The sequence below is a fragment of the Mycobacterium vicinigordonae genome (assembly GCF_013466425.1).
In the GTDB taxonomy this organism is placed as follows: Bacteria; Actinomycetota; Actinomycetes; order Mycobacteriales; family Mycobacteriaceae; genus Mycobacterium; species Mycobacterium vicinigordonae.
This window is the reverse complement of sequence record NZ_CP059165.1, coordinates 3,018,296-3,042,294: the sequence shown is the minus strand read 5'-3', so window position 1 is coordinate 3,042,294 and position 23,999 is coordinate 3,018,296. Positions and strand designations below refer to the sequence as shown.

Sequence of the window (23,999 nt, the reverse complement as noted above, 5' to 3'; positions counted from 1 at the left end):
GTCGTCTCCTTTGCGAGCGACTATGATCGAGACCTGCGGTACATCTGAAGGATATACATTCGGGGTCAGCGATTGGCCAGCCGCCTAACTGACCATCGGGAGGAACGGTGATGATCGAACTGAAGGTGCTGCAGGCGATTCGCCTCAAGGGCCGGGTCAATCCCGCCGACATCGCGGCCACGGTCGGCGAGGATCCCACCGCGGTGGCCGAGGCCGTCAAGGCCGGGGTGGATGCGGGAATGCTGATCGAGAGCAAGACGATCCGCCTCTCCCCGGAGGGCCGGACCCGACTCACCGAACTGCTCGCCGCCGAAAGGGAGAACACCGATACGGCCGTCATCACCGCTGCCTACGACGAATTCCGCGGCGTGAACGCCGATTTCAAGCAGTTGGTGTCGGATTGGCAGCTCAAGGACGGCGAGCCGAACGCACACGACGACGCCGACTACGACTCGGCGGTGTTGGTCCGACTCGGCGACGTGCATGCCCGGGTGACACCGATCGTCGCGGCCATCACCGCCGAACTTCCCCGTCTGGCAACCTATTCAGACAAGTTGGCGGCCGCGTTGGCCAAGGTGCGGGCGGGAGAGACGACCTGGCTGACCCGGCCAATCATCGACTCGTATCACACCGTGTGGTTCGAGCTGCACGAGGAGCTGATCCTGGCCGCGGGGCTGACCCGGGAAAGCGAAGCACAGGCCGGCCACGCCCAGTAGTTTACGGCACGCTCACCGACGTGATTTACTAGGTTTACTATGTTGGGCAGCGCGTCGTGGTAGATACCGATACGCAAGGAGCCGGCATGACAGACCCGACGGCCTTTGAGACCATCGAGTTCCTCGTCAGGGACCATGTTGCGACGCTGACACTCGACCGGCCCGACAAGCTGAACTCCTTCAACCAGCGCATGGCCAACGAGGTCGCCGAAGTGTGGCGCCGAACCCGCGACGACGAAGAGATTCGGGTGGCCATCGTCCAGGCCAACGGCGATCGGGCCTTCTGCACCGGAATCGATGTCGGAGAAGGCAAGTGGTGGGACCACGAGCCGATCTTCAACCAGGAGGACCCCGGCGTGCTGCTGGGCCCGAAGGCACACCGGGTATGGAAGCCGGTGATCGCCGCGCTACACGGCATGGTGGCAGGCGGCGCAATGTATTTCGTCAATGAGGCGGACTTCTCGATCTGCTCCGAATCGACGGTGTTCTTCGATCCGCACGCCAACGCCGGCATCGTCTCCGCGCTCGAGCCGATGGGCATGCTGGCCCGCGGCGTGCCCTACGGCGACGTCATGCGGTGGGCGTTGCTGGGCAGCGAAGAACGCATCACCGCGCACACCGCGCTGCGTCTCGGGTTGGTCACCGAAGTCGTGCCGGATGATCAATTGCATTCCCGTGCAGCAGAATTAGCGGACGAGATCGCCGCACGGCGGCCGCAGGCGATCCAGGGCACGGTGCGCGCCATGTGGGAGGCCCGCGATCTGCCGCCGAGCGTCGCCGAGCGGCATGGGATGTCCTACACCCATCTCGGCAACGCCGGCGCAGACGGCGACTCACGGACCAACAAGCGCGCTCCGCGTACCCGCTGACCGCAAACGGCGCCGGCGAACGCGCCGAACGTGGGGATTTGGTCGCTCCACCACGACAGAACGTACGGAAGGCCTACGTTCGACGAAGGGTTTGACGCCGACAGGGCCCTAAGCCCAGGGCCGCCACCCGAGAAGTTCGCAGGCATTGAGTTCGGCAATGCGATGGGCTTCGTCGTCCGGCACCTGGGCAAGCATCTCCGCTAGGGCCTTGCGGGAATGCGGCCATTGCGAATCCGAATGCGGGTAGTCGCTCTCCCAGGTCAGCCGATCCACTCCGATGCGATGCCTGAAATCGACCCCGGCCTGGTCGACGATGAAGCACCCCCACACGTTCTTCGCAAATAGCGTCGACGGCCGCGTCTGGGTGTCCACGTGCGCATACCAGCGGTGCTTCTCCCATACCTGATCGATGCGTTCCAGCATGTAGGGCAACCAGCCGGTCCCGCCCTCGGCCAGCGCCACTTTCAAGTCCGGAAATGCATGGAACGTCCGCGAATACACCAAGTCGGCCAGCGTACCCATGGAGTTGAGCCCCATTTGCGATACCACGACCGGCGTCGGAGCGTCGGGGCTGGTGTACGGGGTGCGGGTGGAGGTCCCGAAATGCAGCATCAATGGCATACCGTTTTCCTGCGCGATCGCCAGCATCGGATCCCAATGCTCGGTATGGAACGACGGCAACCCCAGCGGCGACGGATTCTCCGGAAAACAGATCGCCCTCGCCCCGAGCCCAATCACCCGATACAGCTCGATGACGCACAAGTCGATATCCCAGAGCGGCAGAATGCACAGCGGCACATAGCGATCCGGGGCAGTAGCACACCACTCCAGCAGCATCCAGTCGTTCCAGGCCCGCACGCAGTCCAGCGCCATCTCGCGGTCCGAGCCCTCCAGAAACCTGGTGCCGGCGAACCGAGCGAAGCTGGGGAAGCACAGATGCGCCCAGACGCCGTCCTCATCCATGTCCTTGAGTCGCTCCACCGGGTCGTAGCACCCCGGTCGCATGTCGGCGTAGCGCGCCGGCTCCACGTCCCAGGTCCGAGGATCCTTACCTGCCACGGCATTCAACCCGATCTGCGGGTACTGCTTGCCGGCGTATACCCAGGACTGCACCCGGCCGTGCGCCGTTGCCCCGAGTTGCAGCCGGGCCGCGTCGACCTCGACCTCCTCCACGTGTGGGATCAAGGCCGGGTCATACTTCGCCGGCATCCGCTTAGTCCACACGTCGGGCGGCTCGATCGCGTGATCGTCCACCGATACTAATTTCATCCAATCCTGCAGCGGCATTACGCAATTCCTCTCACCAACGGGTCATACCCCACTCAGTCCTCATCCACCTGCGCAATCAGCGCGCTGTAGTCGGCCAATGGCGCTGTTCCCTCCCCCGTGAACCGTGCCAGCAGGGCATTGGTTGCCGCGAGGGCCGACCAGCCGTGCACGGTCGATGCCACGATGCCGCACCGCCTCAACAGGTCAGCCAGGCCCACTGACGGTTCCGGGAGGGCGACGTGGTCGGCGCGCAAAGCTGCGACCACGGTGGCCGCGTCGTCGGCATGCGATCCCTTGGCATCCGGCGCTCGAGCCGCCCACCCGGCTGCGTAGAGACCCACTACCGGCGTACCGCCGGATAGGACGCGCCCTTTATGGCTGGCAATGTGGCCGTCGTCCTCGTCGATTCCTGGCCAACACAACGAGTTCGCGCGCGGCCGCAACAGCAGTTGGGCTCGGAGGTCCTCGCTGACAACTCGGCCGTAACGGTCCGGCGCGTGGATGCAGCGCAGCGCCCGGGCGCGGCTGCGCCCGACCACTCCCACGGGTGTGAGCGCGGTCCGAATCACCAGATTTGCGGGAGCATCCTCGGGCAGGTCGATCTCAGCCTGCGGTCTGGCGTCAACGAGTTGAACGTGGCGCAGCCTGCCACACAGGGCTTCGGCGACCCGCACGGTCTCATCCGAGATTCCGATCAGGACAGCGGTGTCCATGTCGAGATCGAGCTCATCCGTCGCCACGTCGGCGCTGTCAGCCAGCCAAGCTTCGACATGACTGATCGTGCCGATCCCCACCGAATCGTCCCCGGCGATTTCCATGGGCAGGTCTGCAGGCGCGCCGGTCGCCAATACCACTGCGTGCGCGGCAGTCCGCACCTCGTCGAGCGTCAGCGCGGCACCAACCACGACGTTCCCCCGGAAGCTGACACGTGAATCCGCAAGAACGGCGTCGACTTCGCTCGCCACCTCACGTAGCCGCTGGGTTCCCGCCGCCGGTCCGTGCCGCAGCAACCCATCGGGCCTGGCGGTACGCTCGACAAGCTCGATCCGTATATCGGACTCGGCCGCCGTCAATAGCGCCGAGGCCACCGCGAATCCGGCCGGACCGGCTCCCACGATGACGACACGAACGGTCATGTCACCCATCATGTTTCGAAGACGACCGGCACCTTGTTGGGCGCCCGCAAACCGATGCCCTGGACGCGCGCTTCGGGTCCGGTGTCGGGATCCAGTCGCAGGCCGGGCAGCCGGTCGAACAGTGCAGTCAGGGCCGCCGACATCTCCGCCCGCGCCAGATGCGCACCGAGGCAAGCGTGTGGCCCCCAGGCAAAAGCAATGTGCGGCTTTTTCTCCCGGAATATGTCGAAGGCGTCGGCGTGCGGCCAGCGGGTATCGTCGCGATTGGCCGCACCGATCGACACCTCCAGGACGCTGTCCCGAGCAATATGCACCCCGCCAAGTTCAACGTCTTCCAACGCAATCCGATTGATCGACATCAACGGCGGCTCCCAGCGCAAACCTTCTTCGATCGCCTGGGGTAGCAGCCTGCGGTCGCCGACGACGGCGTCGAGTTGGTCCTTATTCTGCAACAGTCCCAGCACCATGCTGGCGGTGGAACGCGCGGTGGTCTCGCCACCCGCCGGCAGCAGCAGCCGAATGAAGGAAACGATTTCTATCGTCTCCAGCCGGCTGCCGTCGAGTTCGGCGTTGGCCAACAGGGTGATCAAATCCTCCCCGGACCCGCCGCGACGTTCCTCGATCAGCGGAGACAGATAGCTTTCGAGATTGCGGGAGGCCTCCATCGCACGATCGTGGTCGTAGAACACCGCGATCGTCTCGCCCGCCCAGGTGTTGAATCGCTGGATGTCCGCATAGGGCAGTCCCATCATCTCGGTGATGATGTACACCGGGAAAAGCAGGGTGAATTCTCGGTAGAGGTCGGAGGATCCGTGCTGCGCGAAACGGTCAATGAGACCGTGGATCGCCGGCTGTATCGCCGTCTCCTGCCAGCGGTCCAGCGAGCGGCGGGTAAACGCCTGCGAGATAAGTCCGCGGTGGCGACGGTGCTCGGCGCCGTCCATCCCGATGATGTTGCGCCCCCACACGTGACCGATGGTGTCCAGCCAGAACTTCGACGACAGGCGTTCGTCGGCGAGCGCCTGCTGGCAGTGTTCGTAACTCAGGACGCAGTTGAATGACATCTTGGTGAACGCTGCCTGCTTGCGATAGTCCTCGGCGCCGATCAATTCCGCCTGCTTGCGTGCGTGCACGGGTGCCTGCCGTCGCGCTTGCCCCAAGGGTCCGTACAACTCCACGATCGCCGAACGGGGGGTCTCGGCCGCAGCCGACGTCACATACGCGCTGTCGTTGGCGCTGCGGATAAAGTCACGCAGCTCTGATCCGGTACGGAGGGTCATCGGTCAACCTGCATGGAATTGGATAGCTTTCGTCTCGGTAAAGTCGTCGAGCACGTCGGCTCCGAGCTCACGGCCCACACCCGATCGCTTGTAGCCACCGAACGGCGCCCACGGACTCATGCCCCCCGTGCCGCCGTTGATGGTGACGTTTCCGGACTGGATCCGCTGCGCCATTGCAAAGGCCGTACCCGGGTCTGCGGTCCAGATAGAACCGGATAGACCGTATGCCGAATGGTTGGCGATGCGGACGGCTTCGTCGTCATCGTCGAAGCGGATCACCACGCCCACCGGCCCGAAAACCTCCTCTTGGGCGACGGTCATGTCGCTGCGCACGTCAGCCAGCAGAGTCGGCTCGTAGTAGAACCCGCGGCTCAAGTGCGGGGGACGACGGCCGCCGCGCACCAGCCGGGCGCCCTGATCGCGGGCACCCGCCACGTAATTCGCGGCCCGCATGCAAGCGTTGTCACGAATCAGCGGTCCCACAACAGTTTTCACATCCGCGGGATCACCGACCGGCAGTTGTTCCAGTATCGCCGCGACACGCTCGATGTAGGCGTCATACACGTTGCGGTGCACCAGGTGCCGAGTCCACAACGCGCAGCCTTGGCCGCTGAACAAGGTCAGTTCCTGCGCGCCTCTTGCCGCCGCCTGGTCCAGGTCGGCGTCGGCGCGCACGATCATCGCCGACTTGCCGCCGAGTTCGAGCGTGACGTGCTTTAGCGTCGCGGACGCCTGCGCCATCACCTTGGCTCCGACGGCGTCGGAACCGGTGAACGTCACCATGTCCACCCGCGGATCGGTGCTCAGGTACTCCCCTACGTCCACGCCGCCGGTGACGATGTTGAGCACGCCGGGCGGTAGACCGGCTTCCTGGGCCGCAGCCCCTAATAGCAAGGCCTCTAGCGGCGTGAAATCCGACGGCTTGAGCACGACCGTGCATCCGGACGCTAGCGCCGGAACCACCTTGAGCAGGTTGACGAAGAACGGTGCGTTGAACGGCGTGATCGCGGATACTACTCCGCGCGGGGAGCGCTGCACCACCCCGGCGCCCAGCACGGTGGAGCCCTGACGATTTGACAAAGTGGTGACCGGCAAAGTTCGCATCGTCTGGAATACGGCGCACCGCTCGATGAAGAAGTCGAAAAGCCGCATGGGCGCGTCGAATTGACTGGGCCTCGCGACCGATATCGGGATGCCGGCTTCGGCTACCACCAGTGCGACGATGTCGTCCGCCCAGTTGGAAAGCACATCGCGCAACCGCGCCAACGCATCGGCACGTTGCGCAGGTGTCATGGCCGGCCAAGGTCCGTCGTCGAAGGCCTGCCGGGCGGCCGAAACTGCGGCATCGGCGTCGGCCGGTGCGCCCCACGGCGCGGCAACGACGGTTTCCTCGGTGGCCGGATTCAACACAGGCGCGGCTTGTTCGGTGGCGCGCCAATCGCCGTTGACGAACACGCCCGGGTAGTGTGCTCTGGCTGGTGCGGCGGCGCTAGAGGTACTCATTCGACCCTGGTCACCACGCCCGAGGCGCCGTCGACCTCCACTACATGCCCGGTCTTGAGCACCTTACTTCCTGTGAGCGTGCCTACGACACAGGGGATTCCGAATTCGCGTGCTACTACCGCAGCGTGCGACATCTCTCCTCCGGTGTCGACGATCACCGCGGCCGCGTAGGCGAAGAACGGTGTCCATCCGGTGTCGGTAAAGGCGGTGACCAAAACCTCGCCCGGCTCGAGGTCGTCCATGGAATCGACGGTGAGTACACGCACCGGGCCCTTGGCGAGGCCGGCCGACACGGCACTGCCCTGCAATGATTCGCCGGGCATCAGCTCATGCTGCTCGGCTACGTCTGGCGCCCATTCCCCCGCGAAATGCAATGGGGGCCGCTGAATCTCCAATCGCTCCCGTTCGGCCCGCCGCCGCGCGATCACGGCCTTGACGTCGACCGGTGGGTTCTTCAGCTCGTCGCGGACCAGATAGAACACGTCGTTGGGGCTATCGATAACCCCACGCGCCGCCAACCGGGTTCCGATTTCGCGCGCGACCAAGCGGTACTGGTGAGTTTGACGAATGGTCGCGTCGCGGGCCGTCTCCCGTAACCGTTGGAACCGTGCACCCAACGACGCCAACACCTTCAGCCGCAATCCAAACTCCGGCGGCGTCTCGGTGACACGCCGCTGCGCCACAAGCAATTTGGCGACCACGTCGAGCAATCTCTCCGGGGCGTCGGCGAAGACTGCGTTGGATAGCTCGGTCTCCCGCGGCCCGCGGTGTCCGTATTCGGCCACCACCTCGTCGAGTTTGGCGACGAACTTGGGTCGTTCCCGCCGGAGGATCACCAACGCCACAGCAGCCGAATTGTCCTGCAGGGTTTGTCCGATCAGCGGGTCCGTCTTCGCCATTGCGGCCAACGCGTACGTACCGCGGGTAACCCCGGCGCTGACGAGACCGTCGGTGCCGCCACGGATCCGGGTGGCGAATCCTTTCCCGCCTTGCTTCTCGATCAGCCCCATCAACGGCACAACGAACGACGAAGCCTGGGCGGAGGCCGCCCAGGCGTTGGCAACTTCGTCGCGGATTCGGCGCAATCGCGCGTGCAGTTGGGCGTCGGAGAGTTGCGCGTAGAAGACGCCGTCGTGCGCCGACCGCCGAGCATGGGATTGGATATCCCGGATCTCCCTACCGAAGCCGCTGAGCTGCAGGGCAGCCAACGGTAGCCGCTTGAGCATGTCCATTGCGCCGGGCGCTTCGAACGTCGGGACTTCCGCGCCCCCGCTGGTACCGAACAGCATGTCCTGCCATGCGGACGCACCGCCACCCGGCATTACGGTCCCCATCGCGTAGACGATTGACAAGTTGGCATAGATGCCGTGACCGAAGGCACCGACCGGCTCTTCCCGGAGGGCCCGCCCGAGTTCGCCGCCGATCCGCAACACTTCGGCCGCTTGCGCGCCTGCGGCGCGCAGTGCTTCGATCGCCAACTCGAGCGAGAGCGGCGTCATCGGCCCCGGGAATGCCTCCGACGTATTCGCGGCAGTAAACACTTGCCAGTTCGGATGCACCGAAGTATCGAATTCGCCCGAGACACCCTCGGGCGCACCCACTTGCCGCTCGACCCCGCTGGGTCCGTCGGGCACCCATCCCCACGGCCAGCGCCACGGAATCGGTACCTTCCGCACGCCGAGGAATACATGGCCGCGATTGGTGCGTGCGAAATCTTTCACGCATTCCCGCGACGAGTATGCGCAGTGGAACCCGAACTCCGCAGTGAGACGGGTGGTGTCGACCAACGGGAAGTTGAGGAACGCCTCGACCGCGCCGGGATCGAGGGAAAACCAGCCCCGCTCCCACAAGAAGGTGAGCACCGTTTCGACGCGTTGGGGTGCGAGTTCCACGTATCGCTTGCCGAGGATCTCGGCCACTTCAGGCATCGTGATGGTGTCCGGCGCCGCCAGGTTGATCGGCCCAGACCACTGCGGGTGCTCCAGCGCGTCGGCAAAGAAGCGGGCCAGATCGTCGGGGTGAACGAACTGAAACTCGTTCTTGCCACCTTTCATACCGAGAATTGCCGGCGTGGCGAACCCCTCCTGGGTGACACCCGTCGTCGCGCGGCCCATGATGTTGGTCGCACGCACCAGGACGGCGTCGAGGGACGATGCGGAGATCAACTCCTCGGCCTCAACCTTGTGCTTCGAGTAGAGGTGCTTGGCGGACGGCCGCAGCGGATCACCTTCCCGCAGCGCCGCAGGGTTGTCGGCGTTCGCCCCGTAGGACATCACCGACGATGCGGTGACCAGCCGAGAGACGCCGGTACGGCCCATGGCCGTCACCACCGCCTGCGTTCCACCCACATCGATCGCATGGGTGGCTGCCGCATCGTGCATTGGGTGGGTGGTCCACGCCAGGTGCACCACGGCATCGATGTCTGCCAGGGCCTTCGTGAGCGCTTCCGTGTCGCGGATGTCGGCGCTGACATGCCGGTAGCGGGGGGACGGCAGCCGATGTTCACGTCGAGACAGGCCCACGACTTCATGGCCCCGGCCGAGGATCTCAGGGATGATGCAGGACCCGAAGTCCCCGGATGCCCCCGTGACCATCACACGCATACGAAGTCGCCTGTCGTCAATTGTTTCCGTTACCTCGAAATGTAGGCTTCGGCACACTTCGATGTCAACGCGTCGAGTAGAGATTCTCTAGATTCTTGGAACCGTGGCGAACGTGGGCGATTGGCCGCCGCCTTGCCGGTCGTATTCGGTTTTGCATGTAGATAATCTGTAGCTATGCATAGTGATCCGCACCGAGCCCCGGCACTGCTGATCGACTTCGGCGGTGTGCTCACCGAGTCGGTATTGGGTGCATTCGAGCGCAGCTGTGTGGCTCACGGCGTGGAGCCAGCGGCGTTTCTCGCCGAGGCGTTTTCGGCGGACCACTTGGCGGACAGCCCGTTTGCCTTGGTCGAACTCGGACAAATCTCCATTCGAGAGTTTGTCGACCGAGTCACCCCGGTCCTTCGAAGGCATTCTTCAATCGATGTGGACGGGGCAGCATGGCTGCGGGACGTTCAGCAGTCGACGCAGCCAATCGATCCGCGCATGGTGCAAGAGGTGGGGGCACTGATGGACCATGGCGTGCAGACAGCGCTGGTCAGCAACTCCTGGGGCCCCCGCGAAACGTATCCGTGGGACCGGTTGCCGCCGTTCTCCGAAGTCGTGGTGTCCGCGGAGGTAGGGATTCGCAAGCCCGATCCCGCGATCTACCTATTAGCTGCAGCGAAACTTGGCCGCGCACCGGCCGAATGCGTATTCGTCGACGATCTGGAAATCAATCTAATCCCGGCCAGAAGGCTGGGGATGACCGCCATCCACCACGAACACAGCGCCAACACCGTCACGGCGTTACGACGCATTTACGGTGTCTAGTCCGCATGCAGCCGCGCTTGCTTTAGTCCAGTTTATCTATATAAACTATCTTCTCGATACCGCACCCACAGCCAGGAGCACAGCGTGGATCTGTCTTTCACCGATGAGGACCGGGCATTCCGGTCCGCGGTGCGCGCCTGGCTGCGGTACAACATTCCGGCAACCGAGCGACCGGCGGACGCCGCGGGCGCGCGGGCCTGGGACATGGCGTGGCAGCGCAGACAATTCGACGGTGGCTACGGGGGAATTGCGTGGCCACGCGAATACGGCGGACAGGGCCTGCCCCTTGTCCGCCAACTGATCTGGTTCGAAGAGTATGCGAGGGCCGACGGTCCCGACATCGGCTGCGGTTTCGTCGGTATCAATCACGGCGGCCCGACCTTGATCGCCCGCGGCAGCGAGGAGCAAAAGCGCCGCCACCTCCCCAAAATTCTTGCTGGGGAGGAAGTATGGTGCCAAGGGTTTTCTGAGCCAGGCGCCGGTTCGGATCTTGCAGCCATCTCGGCTAGGGCATTTATCGAGGGCAACGAACTGGTGGTCAACGGCCAGAAGATCTGGACCAGTTACGCCCACGTAGCCGACTACCAGGAGCTCCTGGTTCGAACCGACCCGGATTCAGCCCGCCACCGCGGCCTGACCTGGGTGATCTGTGACATGCATAGCCCTGGGATCACCGTCCGGCCCATCATCTCGATGGACGGATTGGCTGAGTTCTGCGAGGTGTTCTACGACGATGTTCGCCTACCGCTGGACAATGTGGTCGGCGAGATTGGCGACGGCTGGTCGGTAGCTATGTCCACCCTCGGCTTCGAACGCGGTACCGGGTTCATAAAGCTACAGACCGAGCTAGCGGTGGCGTTGGAACGTCTCAACGAGGACGCTGCAAGCCTAGGGCTACTCGAGGATTCCGGGCTGCGGGCAATGCTGGGTGACCTGCACGCTGACGTAGTGGCGATGCGGGCGATGACGTACGCGACGGTGTCCTCCGCGGCACGAGCGGACGTGCCGGGGCCGGAGGGTTCGATGATCAAGATCTTCTACGGCGACCTGGCCCAGCGCATCCACCGTGCCCGCATGGACGTCATCGGTGTGTACGGTCTCGATCGGGGCGGCAGGTACGGCCGTGACATCGGCGAGTACCTCTACTCATACGCGACCACGGTGGGTGGCGGCACATCGGAGGTTCAGCGCGACATCGTCGGCGAACGCATCCTCGGTTTACCTAGAAACCGTTAGGCACCGATAGCACTATGGATTTCCTGCCCGACTCTGATCAGGATGCGCTCATCGACGCGACGCGTCAGTACATTGAATCGCGCATGGCACTGGCTAATTCGACAGCACAGCTCGACGATGTCCGGTGGAAGGAGATCACCGAACTGGGTTGGCTGGGCCTGGCCATTGCCAAGGGCTCGGGCGGCTCCGGAGCAACCCTGCTCGACGAGGTCTTCGTATTCCGGGAGATTGGCCGCGCTTTGGTGCCTGGCCCGATCTTGGCGACGCTGGCGGCGGCCAGGTTGGCGGCGTGGACTGGCGACACGGCACTCTCGGCGAACCTGATCGGCGGCCACACTCGCGTCGCACGCGCTGTCGCGCTACCCGGAAACAATCATGACCTGATGCTAACCAATGCCGACGACTGCGCGCTCACGCTGCTGGTAGACGACGAGCGGGCCGCCGTGTATCCGACACCGCGGCGCTCGGAATCCAGCCCCGGCCTCGAAGACGGCACGTCGGTGTCCTATTGCAATCGTGCCGAGTTCGGGCGCGCTTGCCTTCTTCTCGATGACGCCACATCGGTACGCCGCCTGCGCCGAGTTCTTTCCATCCTCACCTGCGCCCAACTGGCCGGAATAGCAGTAGCTACAAGCGATCTCGCCGTGGACTACGCAAAGAACCGGATCCAATTCGGCAAACCGATCGGTGCCTTCCAGGCCATCAAGCACCAATGCGCGGACATGGCTACCAACGCGCTGGCCGCCGATAACGTCACCTACTTCGCCGCATTGGCCGATATGAGTTCCGCGCCGGATGACTTGAGTCCCGATTACTATGCCCTGGCCGCCGCCGCGTTCTGCCGCCGAGCGGCGTTCGGCAACGCCAGGGCAAATATCCACATCCGTGGAGCAATGGGGTTTACCGTCGAGGACACCGCTCATCGCTTTGTCAAGCGAAGCCATACCCTCTGCAACACAGAGTCTTTCGGTCGGGCTGCAGCACAGTTGGGTGGGTTGGCCAGCGCGCAGATGAACGTGGAAGCAGGCGAGCAATGAGCCCCCGAAACCAACGCAAGCGAGGAACGCAGCAAGCAACGTGCGAAGTCCGGAACGAGCGGGAGGCGAGGCATTAACGTGGCGGAGCTGAAGACCGAGGTCGTCGACGGTGTCGGAGTCGTGTCGCTCAATCGACCACACCGGCACAATGCCATCACCGACTCACTCTTCGACGAGATGTGTAGGGCGTTGCGTGGGCAGCTGGCCGACCAGTCGGTACGGTGCATCCTGATCCGCGGCGAAGGCCGCTCGTTCTGCTCCGGGCGTGACACAGCCGAGCTGGGCCAGCGGTCCGACGGGGAGGACGACTTCACCTTCGTCCTAGAGCACCAACGAATCCGGTTGGATGTCCTGGAATCGACCAAACCGGTCGTGGCGGCCGTGCAGGGCGCCGCTCTGGGTGGCGGCTTCGAGATCGCCCTGTCCGCCGACATACGAATCATCGCCGAGGACGCTGTCTTCGGACTGCCCGAGGTCGAGTTGGGCTTGGTCCCCGACACCGGCGGAACACAGCTGCTGCCCGCGCTCGTCGGTCCGGCGCGTGCGAAATACTTGATACTCAGCGGTTCTCGCATCAATGCCCAGACCGCGTACACGTGGGGCCTTGCCGAAGAAGTCGTTCCGGTCGAGCAACTGCACGATCGAGCCATGCAACTGTGTCGCGAGTTCGCGGCCAAGCCGAGACTGGCGGTGTCGATGGGCAAGTTGCTGATTAACCAGGCAGCTAGCGGTGACATCCGCAGCGGGATGGTCCAAGAATTGCTCGCCCAGACCGCCCTGTTCAGATCCGACGACTATCTCCGCATCAAGGAAAACGCGCTGCGTGACAATGAGAACACGGCGGCCGACACGAAGCGGGAGAAGTCCTGAGATGCCATTGCCGACACCTCCCCCGGTCGGCACGGCGATGCTGCCGCCGCGTACCTATGCCGGAAAGGTCGTCATTGTCACGGGCGGCGGAACCGGGTTGGGCAAGGCGATGGCCGTTGAATTCGCCCGGCTCGGCGCGGGAATAGCCGTCGCCAGCCGCAAGGCCGAGCACCGCGAGAACGGGGTGCAGGCAGTGGCTGCACTGGGCGCCAGGGCAATAGGTGTCGAACTCGACGTTCGCAACGATGACGCCGTGGCCAGCACATTCGACCGGATCGAAGAAGAGCTGGGGCCAGCCGATGTGCTGATCAACAACGCGGCCGGGAACTTTCCGTCGCAGGCCGTCAAGATGTCCGCCAACGCCTGGCGCAGCGTCGTCGACATCGTGCTCAACGGAACCTTTCTGTGTAGCGCGGAATTCGCCCGACGCGCGATCGCCAGAACGGCACCCGGAGCTATCCTGAACATCGGAGCCACCTACTCCTGGACGGGCGGCCCAGGCACCGCACACTCCGCGGCAGCCAAAGCCGGTGTCATGAACCTGACGCAATCCCTGGCTGTCGAGTGGGCGCCCAACGGCATCCGCGTCAACTGCCTTGCACCCGGATTGTTTCCGCACGACGATCTGCCGCCGGTGTTGCTGGCCCGGCAGAACCCCGAGGCAGACTGCAAACGGATACCTGGCGGACGGGTCGGTCAGCCACACGAACTAGGTTGGGCTGCGACATATCTCTGCTCCCCCTACGCCGCCTACCTGACCGGGCACACCATGGTGCTCGACGGCGCCAACTGGTTGCGGCGTGGGCTCGCGATGCCCGACTTTGTACCCATTGACGAGCAGTTCCCCTAGCGGCCAGGAAAGGACCACCAACTCAATGACGATCGCGGACACCAGCCATGTCTCGGCGCCGGCATGCGCCGTGTGGTCGGTGGGAGACTTCGACACGGTAACCGCGGTGTTGTCGCGTGCACGTGAACACTCCCCCGACAAGGTGTTCGTCGACTTCGGCGGTGAGCGCCACACCTACTCCCAGGTGTGGGACCTGTCACTACGCCGCGCCGCTGGCCTGGCGCAACTTGGGGTGGCCGCCGGGCACACCGTCGTGTGCATCCTCGACAACAACGCCGACGCGATCGTTTCCTGGTTCGCCGCCAATTTCCTCGGCGCGGTGTGGGTGCCGGTGAACACCGCCCTCAAGGGCGAGTACCTGCGTCATCAGATCGCCGATGCCGCGGCCGCGGTGGTGCTGGCCGAATCCGACTATGCGCAAAGGATTCTAGACATCGCACCCGAACTTCCGGGCCTGCGTCACCTGGTGGTGCGCAGCGCGCCGCCTGATGCGGAGAGTAGCTTACTGGTTCAGATGGAGGTCATCACACCGGAGACCGGACTGCAAGCACCCGTCGCGGTCGCTGCGCAAGACCTCGCGATGCTCGTCTACACCTCGGGAACGACCGGCCCCTCCAAGGGCTGCATGATCAGCCATAACTACATCTGCAACGTCGCGAAAAACACCGCGGCGATGCGAAACCCGGGCTTCACCCTGTGGACGCCGCTGCCGCTGTTTCATCTGAATGCCGCCGGTACCTCGGTGCTGGCCACCGCGGTGAATTGCACGACGGTGTGTATTGCAGAACGCTTTTCGTTGTCGGGCTTCTGGCCGGATATCAAACGCTGTGGAGCACAGCAGGTTTCCATACTGGGCACAATGATCACCCTAATTGCATCGATGCCCGAAACCGCAGAGATGACCGAATGTTTTGGCCAGATCCAACACGTTGGAGGCGCGCCGTGGACGCCGGAGTTGATCGACACCTGGACGCGACGGTTCGGGGTGAGAAGTGCGGGCAACTCGGTCTTCGGACTTACCGAAGCGTCGTTCGTCACGAGCAACCCGCGCAGTCTGACGGCACCGTTGGGCGCCTCCGGACGGCGAAACGACGACTTCGACGTACGGATCGTCGACGACAACGACGCCGAGGTTCCCGACGGACAGCCTGGCGAAATCATCGTTCGCCCGCGCAAGCCGCACGTCATGTTCGAGGGGTACTGGCGTCGCCCCGAAGCAACCATCGCGGTGCTGCGCAATCTTTGGTTCCACACGGGTGACATAGGCCGATTCGACGCCGAGGGTTGGTTCTGGTTCGTCGACCGCAAGAAGGACTACCTGCGCCGCCGCGGCGAGAACATTTCGAGCTACGAACTCGAACGGACCTTCCGCAGCCATCCCGACATCGCCGACGTCGCAGTTCATGCAGTGCCGTCAGATCTCACCGAGGACGATGTCAAGGTGACGGTGGTGCGCCGCGACGGCACCCAACTCACCGCGGAGCAGCTATGCCGATGGTGTCTGGACAAGCTGCCGTATTTCGCGGTCCCTCGCTACATCGAATTCCGTTCCGAACTGCCCAGAAACGCCACCGGCAAGGTGCTCAAGCACCAACTGCGCGACGAAGGAGTTACCGCCGCGACATGGGACATCACCGACTCCGACGTCGAGGTGTCGAAGCGATGAATGTGGTCCTACTCGACGGCACGGCACAGCAGCCGCGAGAGTTACTGGGCAACAAAGGTTATGGCATCAATGCAATGCGCCGCGAGGGCCTACCGGTACCGCCGGCATTCTGCATCACCACCGAGGTCTGCACTCGGTACTTCACGGAACCCGAGGCCGCTTCGGACTCGATCCGCGATGAGGTACGCGCGAAACTACGCTGGCTGGAATCCGAAACCTCCCGGACTTTCGGGAGGGGACCACGTCCCCTGCTGGTCAGTGTCCGCAGCGGCGGCGCCCTGTCTATGCCCGGGATGCTGGACACCGTCCTCGATCTAGGTGTCGACGACACTGTCGAAGCGGCGCTGGCCGAATTGCACAGCCCCGAGTTTGCCGCTGACACTCGACAACGGTTTCGCCACATGTACCGGCGCATCGTGCTCGACGACGAGTGCGGCGTGGTCCCTGACGATCCGTTCCAGCAACTGCGTGGAGCAATCGGCGCGGTATTCAGGTCGTGGAACTCGCCACGCGCCATCGCATACCGAAAGCACCACCGACTCAGCGACACGGGCGGAACCGCCGTGGTGGTGCAGGCCATGGTGTTCGGAAACATGGACAACAAATCCGGCACGGGCGTGTTGTTCTCCCGTAACCCGATGACCGGCGCCGACCAACCATTCGGCGAATGGCTGCCGGGCGGCCAGGGCGAGGACGTCGTATCTGGAACCTTCGACGTGGAGCCGGTGGCTGCGCTTCGCGATGAGCAACCCGAGGTCTACGACGAACTGATCAACGCTGCGGAGACGCTCGAACGAATCGCCAGGGACGTCCAGGACATCGAATTCACCGTTGAGCAGGGCAAACTCTGGTTGCTGCAGACTCGAACGGCCAAGCGGTCGGCTCAGGCGGGCGTACGGTTCGCACTGGCCCTACGCAACGAGGGCCTGATCGGCGATGCCGAGGTACTGCGCCGCGTAGATCCGACCCACCTGAACATTCTGCTTCAGCCGTCGCTACAACCCGAAACACGTTTTGCTGCAGATCTTTTAGCCAGAGGGCTGCCGGCCTCCCCTGGTATCGCATCGGGCACGGCGTACATCGATGTCGACGAAGCCATCGACGCTGCCGAAGACGGAGAGGATGTGATCCTAGTCCGGCCCAGCACCAGCCCCGATGACATTCAGGGGATGATGGCGGCGACCGGCATCGTCACCGAGATCGGCGGGGCCACCAGCCACGCGGCAGTGGTATCGCGCGAATTGCACCGACCGTCGATCGTGGGATGCGGAGTCGGAGTCGCGGCAACCCTGGCCGGCAGGCTAATTACCATTGACGGCACGGAAGGTGAAGTGCGGGAGGGCATCCTGCCGCTGTCTGCTTGGTCCGAACGTAATTCGCCATACCTTGCGGAGCTGGGTGAGATCGCGCGCCGGCACAGCCCGCTGTCCGCTTACATGTCGGGCGACTACCCGGCTCTGGATGACGACACCGAAGCCAGCGTACGGGCAGCGATGGACGCTGGACTCACACATGTCGTCTCGGCCCATCCGCTGGTTGCCATGCTGACCGCAATACGGATGTACGGCACGATAACTCAGGACTAGAGCCAACGCAGGAGGAGAATATGGGTCGCGTCCAGGATAAGGTCGCGTTCATCACCGGTGCGGCACGCGGCCAGGGCCGCAGTCACGCCGTGCACCTCGCCGCGGAAGGCGCCGACATCATCGCGGTCGACATCTGCGAGGACATCGACAGCAACGAATATCCGTTGGCGCGCCCCGAGGACCTCGACGAAACCGCGCGACTGGTAGAGAAGACCGGTCGGCGAATTGTTCCGATCCAGGCGGATGTGCGAGATCGCAGCGCGCTCGCGGCCGCACTCGGCACTGGCGTCGCCGAATTGGGAAAAGTCGATGTGGTGGTGGCGAATGCGGGCATCGCCCCGCTTGGTGACCGTCTCGGCGTCGGGGCCTTCATCGACGCCGTCGACGTCGACCTGATCGGTGTGATCAACACCGTCCACGTGGCGCTTCCCCTTCTCGGGGCGGGCGGGTCGATCATTGCGACCGGGTCGGTCGCCGCCTTGCTCTCCAGTTCGGCGTCCGGGGGCAGCGGTCCGAAGGGCATGGGCGGTGCTGGCTACAGTCTGGCCAAGCGGATGCTGGTCGACTACACCACGACGCTCGCAGTGAAGCTTGCTCCCCGGTCTATTCGAGTCAATGCCGTGCATCCCACCAACTGCGACACCGACATGCTGCAGAGTGAACCGATGTACCGGGCATTCCGTCCTGATCTGGCCAATCCCACGGTCGAAGAGGCCGAGGCAGGCTTCCGTTCGATGCAGGCGATGCCTGTTGCCTGGGTCGACCCGTCCGACATCTCTTATGCGGTGGTATATCTGGCTTCCGACGAGTCACGCTATGTCACCGGCATGCAGATGCGCGTTGACGGCGGTGCCACGATCCAGCGAGGTATGTGACCAGCACATGAGCGGCGCATGATTAGCGCGAGCAGACGCAAAAGCCCCTGGGAACGTGCGTTCCAGGGTGCTTTTGCGTCTGCTCGCGCCACCTCGCGCACGCGGATAGGAGGGCTGTCATCGCGCTGATCGATGAGCTGTTGACCCTGTCAGCGACGGAGCTGGCTCGGCGGATTCGCACCGGAGCGGCGACCTCCAGAGAGGTCGTAGAGACCCACATCGCCCACATCGAGCAAGTCAACCCGACCCTCAACGCCGTGGTGTGTGAGCGCTTTTCGGAAGCCAGACAAGAGGCTGACGCGGCCGACGAACGAGTGCACACAGAAGACCCCGACAGTCTGCCACCGTTTCATGGTGTCCCCTGCACCATCAAGGAGAACATCGCCCTGACCGGCATGCCGAACACATGTGGTGTCGTCGCGCGCAAGACCGTGATCGCCGACAGAGACGCTCCTTCGGTCGCGCGGTTACGGGCGGCGGGGGCGATTCCGCTCGGCGTCACCAACATTGCGGAATGGACGGCGTGGACCGCAACCGACAACCGCATCTACGGTCGTACCAACAACGCCTACCACCCCGCACGCACCGCCGGAGGCAGCAGTGGCGGTGAAGGGGCGGCCGTCGGTTCGGGCGCATCGCCCTTCGGCCTCGGGACCGACATCGGCGGATCAATCCGAATTCCCGCCTTCTGCAATGGGGTATTTGGACACAAACCCACCGGGGGTTTAGTGCCGTCCTCGGGCCAGTTCCCCAATTGCCAAGGTGCACAAGCACGAATCAACACCACCGGCCCGTTGGCTCGCAGAGCCGAAGACCTGATGCCGCTGCTGCGGGTGATCGCCGGACCCCACCCCACCGATCCGCAAAGCCGCCACTTCGAGCTCGGTGACCCGTCGGCCGTGGACGTCAAGGACCTTCGGATACTGGTCATCGATACCGATGGGAACCGCCCCAAGGTATCTAACGAATTGCGTACCGCAGCCAGTCGGGCGGCCGCCGTCCTGAGAGCACTAGGAGCCCGGGTCGAACACCCGACTATTTCGGGCCTGTCGAAGGCCGTGTTCGGGTACTTCGGCAGACTGCTGCAAGACGGTCAGTGGCCATTCGCACTCGAGACCGGGCCCCGCACACTGCGGTGGGCGTCACCGCTGAAGGAGCACATTCTTCCGGTCGCCGCGGTGAATATACTGACTCCGCCGTTGCTCCGGTTTCCCGCAGCAATTCACCGATTGACCATGACGGCACAGTCGCTTGAAGCCGAAATCGACAGTGCCCTCGGTGACGACGGTGTGCTGTTCTATCCCAGCGCGACCGGCGTGGCACCGGCTCACGGCCGCGGCGGGGCCCTGCACTTCCGCTTCGCGCTACTGTTCAACGCGCTCGAGATGCCCGCCACACAGGTTCCACTCGGACTTGGCACGGCGGGTCTGCCACTCGGGTTGCAGGTCGTCGCAGGGCGCGGTCAGGACCACCGCACGATCGCGGTCGCTCTGGCGCTGGAAAAGGCGTTCGGCGGTTGGACGCCGCCGAAATATTAGTCGCGACACCGAAATGCAGCAGACGCCTAATAGCACAGATGTGAGACGCGGATGGACGTACAGTGCGCGAACGCTCAACGCGAACGACGGCATTAAATATGCACCGGCACAAGGCGATTGCGGTGCCGCGGGCTGATGAGCGAAAGGATCCCCGGAATCGAGAGTGTGCCCGACGCATCGCGTCTCGGCACTAACGGACGCGTATGAAGAATATAGATAATACTGACCCAAATCGATTGACTTTCGGGCCTGACCGGTCCTACAGTCGCAACGAGGTCAACGATCGCTGCCACGTATCACGAGGAGACCGCAATGCCTTCGTCCGCCACGAGTCCGGCCGGCGGGGAAGGCTGAGGCGTGGCCACCGTCTACCACGGTCGACCGATTGAGCCGTATCGGCTCGGGATGCTGATCGACCTACCGGGCCATCCGGGTCTCAGCGACTGCTGGCCAGATGCGGTGCGCTTGGCCAGCGAAGAGGTGAATGCCCGCGGACTGCTCGAACGCGGCATCGAGGTGATAGTCCGTGAGGTGTATGCACAGCCGTGGTCCACGGCGCACGGGCTGATCAAGGCGTACCGCGCACTTGTCGACGACGACGGCGTACTCGGTGTAGTCGGGCCGTTCACCTCGGACAACTGTCTGGCGCTGTTGCCCGAGATCGAGCGCCTCAAGGTGCCCACCGCCACCATCTGCGGATCCACCCGATTCCGCGGTGACTACGCCTATGCCTTCGCCAACGGAGGGCTGGCCGACGAGCCAGCGGTGATGGCAGCCTGGCTCGAGGCCAACGGATACCGCAGGGTCGCGGTGCTGCGCGAGCGCACCCAGATCGGCGAAGAGTACGCAGAGTTCTTCCGCTACGAATTGCAGCCACACAACCTGGTCATCACGGCCGAGCCGCCGGTCTACCCGGCCACCAGCGTCGAGGAATTGACCGAAGCCCTACACGTGTGCCGCGACTCCAAGCCCGACGCGTTGGTCTACCTCGGGCTCGGAGGGGTCAACCAGTGGATACGCCCGGCGCTCGAACAGATCGGCTGGGATCCGCCGCGCATCCAGACCACCGCATTCGTCAGCGCGACCTACAGCGAAGAACGTGCGAACCGCCTCGACGGCTGGGTCGGCGTCGACCAGTACGACGAGCGCAACGAGGTGTTCGCCGCGGTGCGGGAAAGATTCCGCGACCGCTTTGGCTATGACTACGCAACCTCGGGCTTATCCACCGGCTACGACATCGGCCACGCCTTCGCCCTGGCACTGGGCAGGATGCGTTACGCCACCCCGACGGCGCTGCGTGACGCGTTGGACACGCTGCGCCGGATCCCGGCGTGCACCGGCGGACCGGGCACGATCATCACCCTCGGGCCATCCGACCACCGCGCCTACAAGGGCGCCGACTTCCTGGTGTTACGCCGCGCCGAAGGGGGATCCACCACTCTGGAAGGCGTCGCCCCGGTGGTCCCCTGGCAGCAACCATCATGAGGATCGCGGTCACCGGAGCCAGCGGAGTCTTCGGTCGAGGTATCGCCGCGAGACTGCGCGCCGAGGGCCACCAGGTTGTCGGCCTGGCCCGGCACCGGCCCCGAAACTGGTTCTCCGACAGTGATTTCGTGCATGGTGATATCCGCGACGCCGACAGTGTGAGGCGCGCGGTAGCAGGCGCCGACGTCGTGGCACACTGCGCATGGATGGTCAGTTCCAACCCCGATGAGCAGCTCACCCACGAGATCAACATCGGCGGCACCCAGAACGTGCTCGAGGCCATGGATCGAGCGGGATCGCGGCGGATCGTCTTCGCATCCTCGGTACTCGCCTACGGGGCGCGGCCCGAGGGAGGGCCCCGCCTCAACGAGGAAGACGCCCTGGCGCCTTCCCCCGATCACTTCTATGCCTTCCATAAGGCGCAGGTCGAGCGCCTGCTGGCCAAGCGCGGCAAGGAGTGGGTGGCCGTACGCCCGGGCATCGTGGTCGGGCGCGGCGTCGACAACACCGTCATGCGCCTGCTGGGGTCGCCCGCCTTCCCGAATGTCGAAGGGTCCGCGGACCGGCCGCTGCAAATCGTGCACACCGACGATGTGCACCGGCTTTTCGTCCGGGCAGTGTTGGGCGACCAGACTGGGGCGATAAACCTTGCTGCCCCAGGCGAACCCACCGTGCGCGCCATCACCGCCAAACTCGGCCGGCGGTTGATCCCGGCGCGCAAGCGGTACATCGACGCCGGGCTCGGCGCGCTCTATCGTCGCGAAATTGTGGAGGCGTCGCCAGCGGAATTCGAGCTGTTGTTGCACTTCCCCATCATGGACACCAGCAAGCTGGTAAACGAGTGGGGTTACCGGCCGGCCTGGAATTCCGACGAGTGTCTCGGCGACTTCGCACTTGCCGTTCGTGGCCGAATAGTGTTGGGCAAGAAAGTGTTAACACTACCCTGGCGTATCCCGTTGGTGCACGATATGCCCGCCGTCGATGAGCCGGCCACCGACGGTGTGCCCCTGCAGCCCGCCGGGCCCGACGGCCTCAACGGCGAATTCGACAGCCTCATCGACCCCCGGTTCCCCACTTACGTTGCCACCAACCTGTCGGAGGCGCTGCCGGGACCGTTCTCCCCCGCGTCCGCATCGGCGACCGTACGTGGCCTGCGCGCGGGCGGTGTCTCCATTGCCGAACGGCTGCGAGTGCCGGGCGTGGTCGGACGGGAGATGGCGGCCAGGTCAGTCGGCACGTTCGGACACAGGGTCTACGGCGGGGTGACGTCGGTTTACTATATCGCCACATCAATGCCAGGCACCGACCCCGACAGCTTGACCGACCAGTTCTTCGGACGCGAACTCGGCGGGACCCCGGTATTCGGCCCCGAACGCCCCCCGCAGCACCAACTCAGCGTCGGAGCACGGGTGCGAGATCTGCTAGGCGTCGGGCTGAGCGGCATCGGGTTGGTAATCCGATCCGCCGCTGAGTCAGCCGATTACGTGCGCGATATCGACCGTCTCGAGGCCCTGCTGCCCACCGAAACGACCGACCTCGATGACAGTCGATTAGAAAGCTTTATCTTGCTGGCCCGCGATTTGGTCGTGCACGGATGGACATTATCGGCCTGGGCAGCTTTGTTGTGCACGGCGACCGCCACCTTCGCGGGGCGATTGGGCGGTGGCGACGTACCCAATCCGGGCCGGGAGGTGGCCAGCGCCCGAGTACTGACCAGTCTGGAGCGACTCGTCGAGTTAGCCCGCGCTAATCCCAAAGCAGTCGAGGCGCTTTCGGCCGACGACGATGTGCTCGGCGCAGTGCAGCGGCAGGTACCCGAGCTGTATCGGGAGATCGCTGCGGAGCTTGCCCGGATCGGGCACCGCGGGCCCGCCGAATGCGAATTACTGTCCTCCACCTACGCCGATGATCCCGAGCAGTTCACCCGCATGATCGCAAAGTCGCTTGTGCACCAGATAGAGACACGGGCTAGTGTCGCGGTCTCGGGACCGGTGGCCAAGCGCGGACACCTCGCAGCCCGGCTAGCGGCGCGGCAGCTGCGGGAACGAGAAGTCAGGCGCGACAAGGTGGTACGGGCGACCGCGATCTTGCGTCGACTCATGCGCGAGTTCGGACGTCGGCTGGTCGATCGCGACATTCTCGACCGGGTTGAAGACGTCTTTTTCTTCCTAGTCGACGAACTGGAAGCGTTGCCGCCCGATGCCCGGACCGTCGTCGTGCGGCGACGCGCGGAGATGTCCCGCCTCGCCGAGGCGTGTCCGCCGGGGGTGTTCAGCGGGTCGTGGCAGCCGATAGTCGACGTTTCGATGCTGCAGCCAGGACAACTGTTGCAGGGTTTGGGCGTCAGCGGCGGGCGTATCCGCGGGCGGGTACGCATCGTCAGCCAACACACCATCGGCGAGCTGGAACCCGGCGAAGTACTGGTGGCGGAGGTGACCGACGTGGGTTATACGCCCGCCTTCGCCTACGCGGCCGCGGTGGTGACCAATCTTGGCGGTCCCATGTCACATGCGGCCATCGTGGCCAGAGAGTTCGGCATCAGCTGTGTGGTCGACGCCCGCAACGCCACCCGCCGACTACCCCCCGGCGCATGGGTCGAAGTTGACGGATCGACCGGCGAGATACGGCTCTTGGAATCGGCCGCAGAGCTGGTCACACGCAGCTAGT

The 23,999-nt window shown here is 64.3% G+C and carries 18 protein-coding genes; 13 read left to right on the top strand and 5 right to left on the bottom strand.

Going from position 1 to position 23,999, the window contains the following annotated elements:
• Positions 1–110: 110 nt before the first annotated feature.
• Positions 111–716, top strand: coding sequence for a MarR family transcriptional regulator (locus H0P51_RS13735; RefSeq protein ID WP_180918561.1), 606 nt, complete (start codon positions 111–113; stop codon positions 714–716).
• Positions 717–802: 86 nt separating this feature from the next.
• Positions 803–1,585 carry an enoyl-CoA hydratase/isomerase family protein gene (locus tag H0P51_RS13730; RefSeq protein WP_180918560.1) on the top strand — a complete coding sequence of 261 codons (783 nt, stop codon included), beginning with the start codon at positions 803–805 and terminating at the stop codon, positions 1,583–1,585.
• Between the two features lie 108 nt (positions 1,586–1,693).
• Here the strand turns inward: H0P51_RS13730 and H0P51_RS13725 are convergent, their stop codons facing one another.
• The 5 genes from H0P51_RS13725 to H0P51_RS13705 are packed head-to-tail and all read right to left on the bottom strand — an operon-like array spanning position 1,694 to position 9,376.
• On the bottom strand, positions 1,694–2,872 hold the full coding sequence (locus H0P51_RS13725; RefSeq protein WP_180918559.1) for an amidohydrolase family protein: 1,179 nt from the start codon (positions 2,870–2,872) through the stop codon (positions 1,694–1,696).
• A gap of 35 nt (positions 2,873–2,907) precedes the next feature.
• Positions 2,908–3,990, bottom strand: a complete 1,083-nt coding sequence (locus tag H0P51_RS13720; RefSeq protein WP_180918558.1) for an FAD-dependent oxidoreductase — start codon at positions 3,988–3,990, stop codon at positions 2,908–2,910.
• Positions 3,991–3,998: 8 nt separating this feature from the next.
• Positions 3,999–5,270, bottom strand: coding sequence for a cytochrome P450 (locus tag H0P51_RS13715; protein WP_180918557.1), 1,272 nt, complete (start codon positions 5,268–5,270; stop codon positions 3,999–4,001).
• A gap of 3 nt (positions 5,271–5,273) precedes the next feature.
• A complete protein-coding gene (locus H0P51_RS13710; protein WP_180918556.1) occupies positions 5,274–6,773 on the bottom strand; it encodes an aldehyde dehydrogenase family protein in 1,500 nt (499 codons plus the stop codon).
• The gene (locus H0P51_RS13705; RefSeq protein WP_180918555.1) at positions 6,770–9,376 is read right to left on the bottom strand and encodes an NAD-dependent epimerase/dehydratase family protein; all 2,607 of its coding nucleotides are present in this window, start codon (positions 9,374–9,376) and stop codon (positions 6,770–6,772) included. The genes H0P51_RS13710 and H0P51_RS13705 overlap by 4 nt, the downstream gene beginning before the upstream one ends.
• 174 nt (positions 9,377–9,550) lie before the next feature.
• On the opposite strand from H0P51_RS13705, the gene H0P51_RS13700 reads away from it, so the two are divergent.
• The 11 genes from H0P51_RS13700 (at position 9,551) to H0P51_RS13650 (ending at position 23,998) form a co-directional block, all read left to right on the top strand.
• On the top strand, positions 9,551–10,189 hold the full coding sequence (locus tag H0P51_RS13700; protein ID WP_180918554.1) for an HAD family hydrolase: 639 nt from the start codon (positions 9,551–9,553) through the stop codon (positions 10,187–10,189).
• An 84-nt stretch (positions 10,190–10,273) separates the two neighbouring features.
• A complete protein-coding gene (locus tag H0P51_RS13695) occupies positions 10,274–11,425 on the top strand; it encodes an acyl-CoA dehydrogenase family protein (RefSeq protein WP_180918553.1) in 1,152 nt (383 codons plus the stop codon).
• Positions 11,426–11,439: 14 nt separating this feature from the next.
• Positions 11,440–12,462 carry an acyl-CoA dehydrogenase family protein gene (locus H0P51_RS13690; protein WP_180918552.1) on the top strand — a complete coding sequence of 341 codons (1,023 nt, stop codon included), beginning with the start codon at positions 11,440–11,442 and terminating at the stop codon, positions 12,460–12,462.
• Positions 12,463–12,540: 78 nt separating this feature from the next.
• Entirely contained in the window at positions 12,541–13,332 is a 792-nt protein-coding gene (locus H0P51_RS13685; RefSeq protein ID WP_246398644.1) for an enoyl-CoA hydratase/isomerase family protein, read from the top strand.
• Position 13,333: 1 nt separating this feature from the next.
• Complete coding sequence (locus H0P51_RS13680) at positions 13,334–14,182, top strand: SDR family oxidoreductase (RefSeq protein ID WP_180918551.1); 849 nt, start codon at positions 13,334–13,336, stop codon at positions 14,180–14,182.
• Positions 14,183–14,207: 25 nt separating this feature from the next.
• Positions 14,208–15,848, top strand: a complete 1,641-nt coding sequence (locus tag H0P51_RS13675) for an AMP-binding protein (RefSeq protein ID WP_180918550.1) — start codon at positions 14,208–14,210, stop codon at positions 15,846–15,848.
• A 2-nt stretch (positions 15,849–15,850) separates the two neighbouring features.
• A complete protein-coding gene (locus H0P51_RS13670; RefSeq protein WP_180918958.1) occupies positions 15,851–17,434 on the top strand; it encodes a pyruvate, phosphate dikinase in 1,584 nt (527 codons plus the stop codon).
• Between the two features lie 20 nt (positions 17,435–17,454).
• Positions 17,455–18,309: a mycofactocin-coupled SDR family oxidoreductase gene (locus H0P51_RS13665; protein WP_180918549.1), complete on the top strand. Its 855-nt coding sequence runs from the start codon at positions 17,455–17,457 to the stop codon at positions 18,307–18,309.
• 140 nt (positions 18,310–18,449) lie between these two features.
• Positions 18,450–19,847 carry an amidase gene (locus H0P51_RS13660; protein ID WP_213016739.1) on the top strand — a complete coding sequence of 466 codons (1,398 nt, stop codon included), beginning with the start codon at positions 18,450–18,452 and terminating at the stop codon, positions 19,845–19,847.
• A gap of 357 nt (positions 19,848–20,204) precedes the next feature.
• Positions 20,205–21,332, top strand: coding sequence for an ABC transporter substrate-binding protein (locus H0P51_RS13655; protein WP_180918548.1), 1,128 nt, complete (start codon positions 20,205–20,207; stop codon positions 21,330–21,332).
• A complete protein-coding gene (locus H0P51_RS13650; RefSeq protein WP_180918547.1) occupies positions 21,329–23,998 on the top strand; it encodes an NAD-dependent epimerase/dehydratase family protein in 2,670 nt (889 codons plus the stop codon). Before H0P51_RS13655 ends, H0P51_RS13650 begins: the two co-directional genes overlap by 4 nt.
• The last annotated feature ends 1 nt before the right edge of the window (position 23,999 follow it).

Coding starts and splice junctions, on each gene's coding strand:
- H0P51_RS13680 (WP_180918551.1), top strand. CDS start 13,334: ATGCCATTGCCGACACCTCCCCCGGTCGGCACGGCGATGCTGCCGCCG.
- H0P51_RS13715 (WP_180918557.1), bottom strand. CDS start 5,270: ATGACCCTCCGTACCGGATCAGAGCTGCGTGACTTTATCCGCAGCGCC.
- H0P51_RS13665 (WP_180918549.1), top strand. CDS start 17,455: ATGGGTCGCGTCCAGGATAAGGTCGCGTTCATCACCGGTGCGGCACGC.
- H0P51_RS13725 (WP_180918559.1), bottom strand. CDS start 2,872: ATGCCGCTGCAGGATTGGATGAAATTAGTATCGGTGGACGATCACGCG.
- H0P51_RS13700 (WP_180918554.1), top strand. CDS start 9,551: ATGCATAGTGATCCGCACCGAGCCCCGGCACTGCTGATCGACTTCGGC.
- H0P51_RS13710 (WP_180918556.1), bottom strand. CDS start 6,773: ATGAGTACCTCTAGCGCCGCCGCACCAGCCAGAGCACACTACCCGGGC.
- H0P51_RS13690 (WP_180918552.1), top strand. CDS start 11,440: ATGGATTTCCTGCCCGACTCTGATCAGGATGCGCTCATCGACGCGACG.
- H0P51_RS13675 (WP_180918550.1), top strand. CDS start 14,208: ATGACGATCGCGGACACCAGCCATGTCTCGGCGCCGGCATGCGCCGTG.
- H0P51_RS13650 (WP_180918547.1), top strand. CDS start 21,329: ATGAGGATCGCGGTCACCGGAGCCAGCGGAGTCTTCGGTCGAGGTATC.
- H0P51_RS13730 (WP_180918560.1), top strand. CDS start 803: ATGACAGACCCGACGGCCTTTGAGACCATCGAGTTCCTCGTCAGGGAC.
- H0P51_RS13705 (WP_180918555.1), bottom strand. CDS start 9,376: ATGCGTGTGATGGTCACGGGGGCATCCGGGGACTTCGGGTCCTGCATC.
- H0P51_RS13735 (WP_180918561.1), top strand. CDS start 111: ATGATCGAACTGAAGGTGCTGCAGGCGATTCGCCTCAAGGGCCGGGTC.
- H0P51_RS13720 (WP_180918558.1), bottom strand. CDS start 3,990: ATGACCGTTCGTGTCGTCATCGTGGGAGCCGGTCCGGCCGGATTCGCG.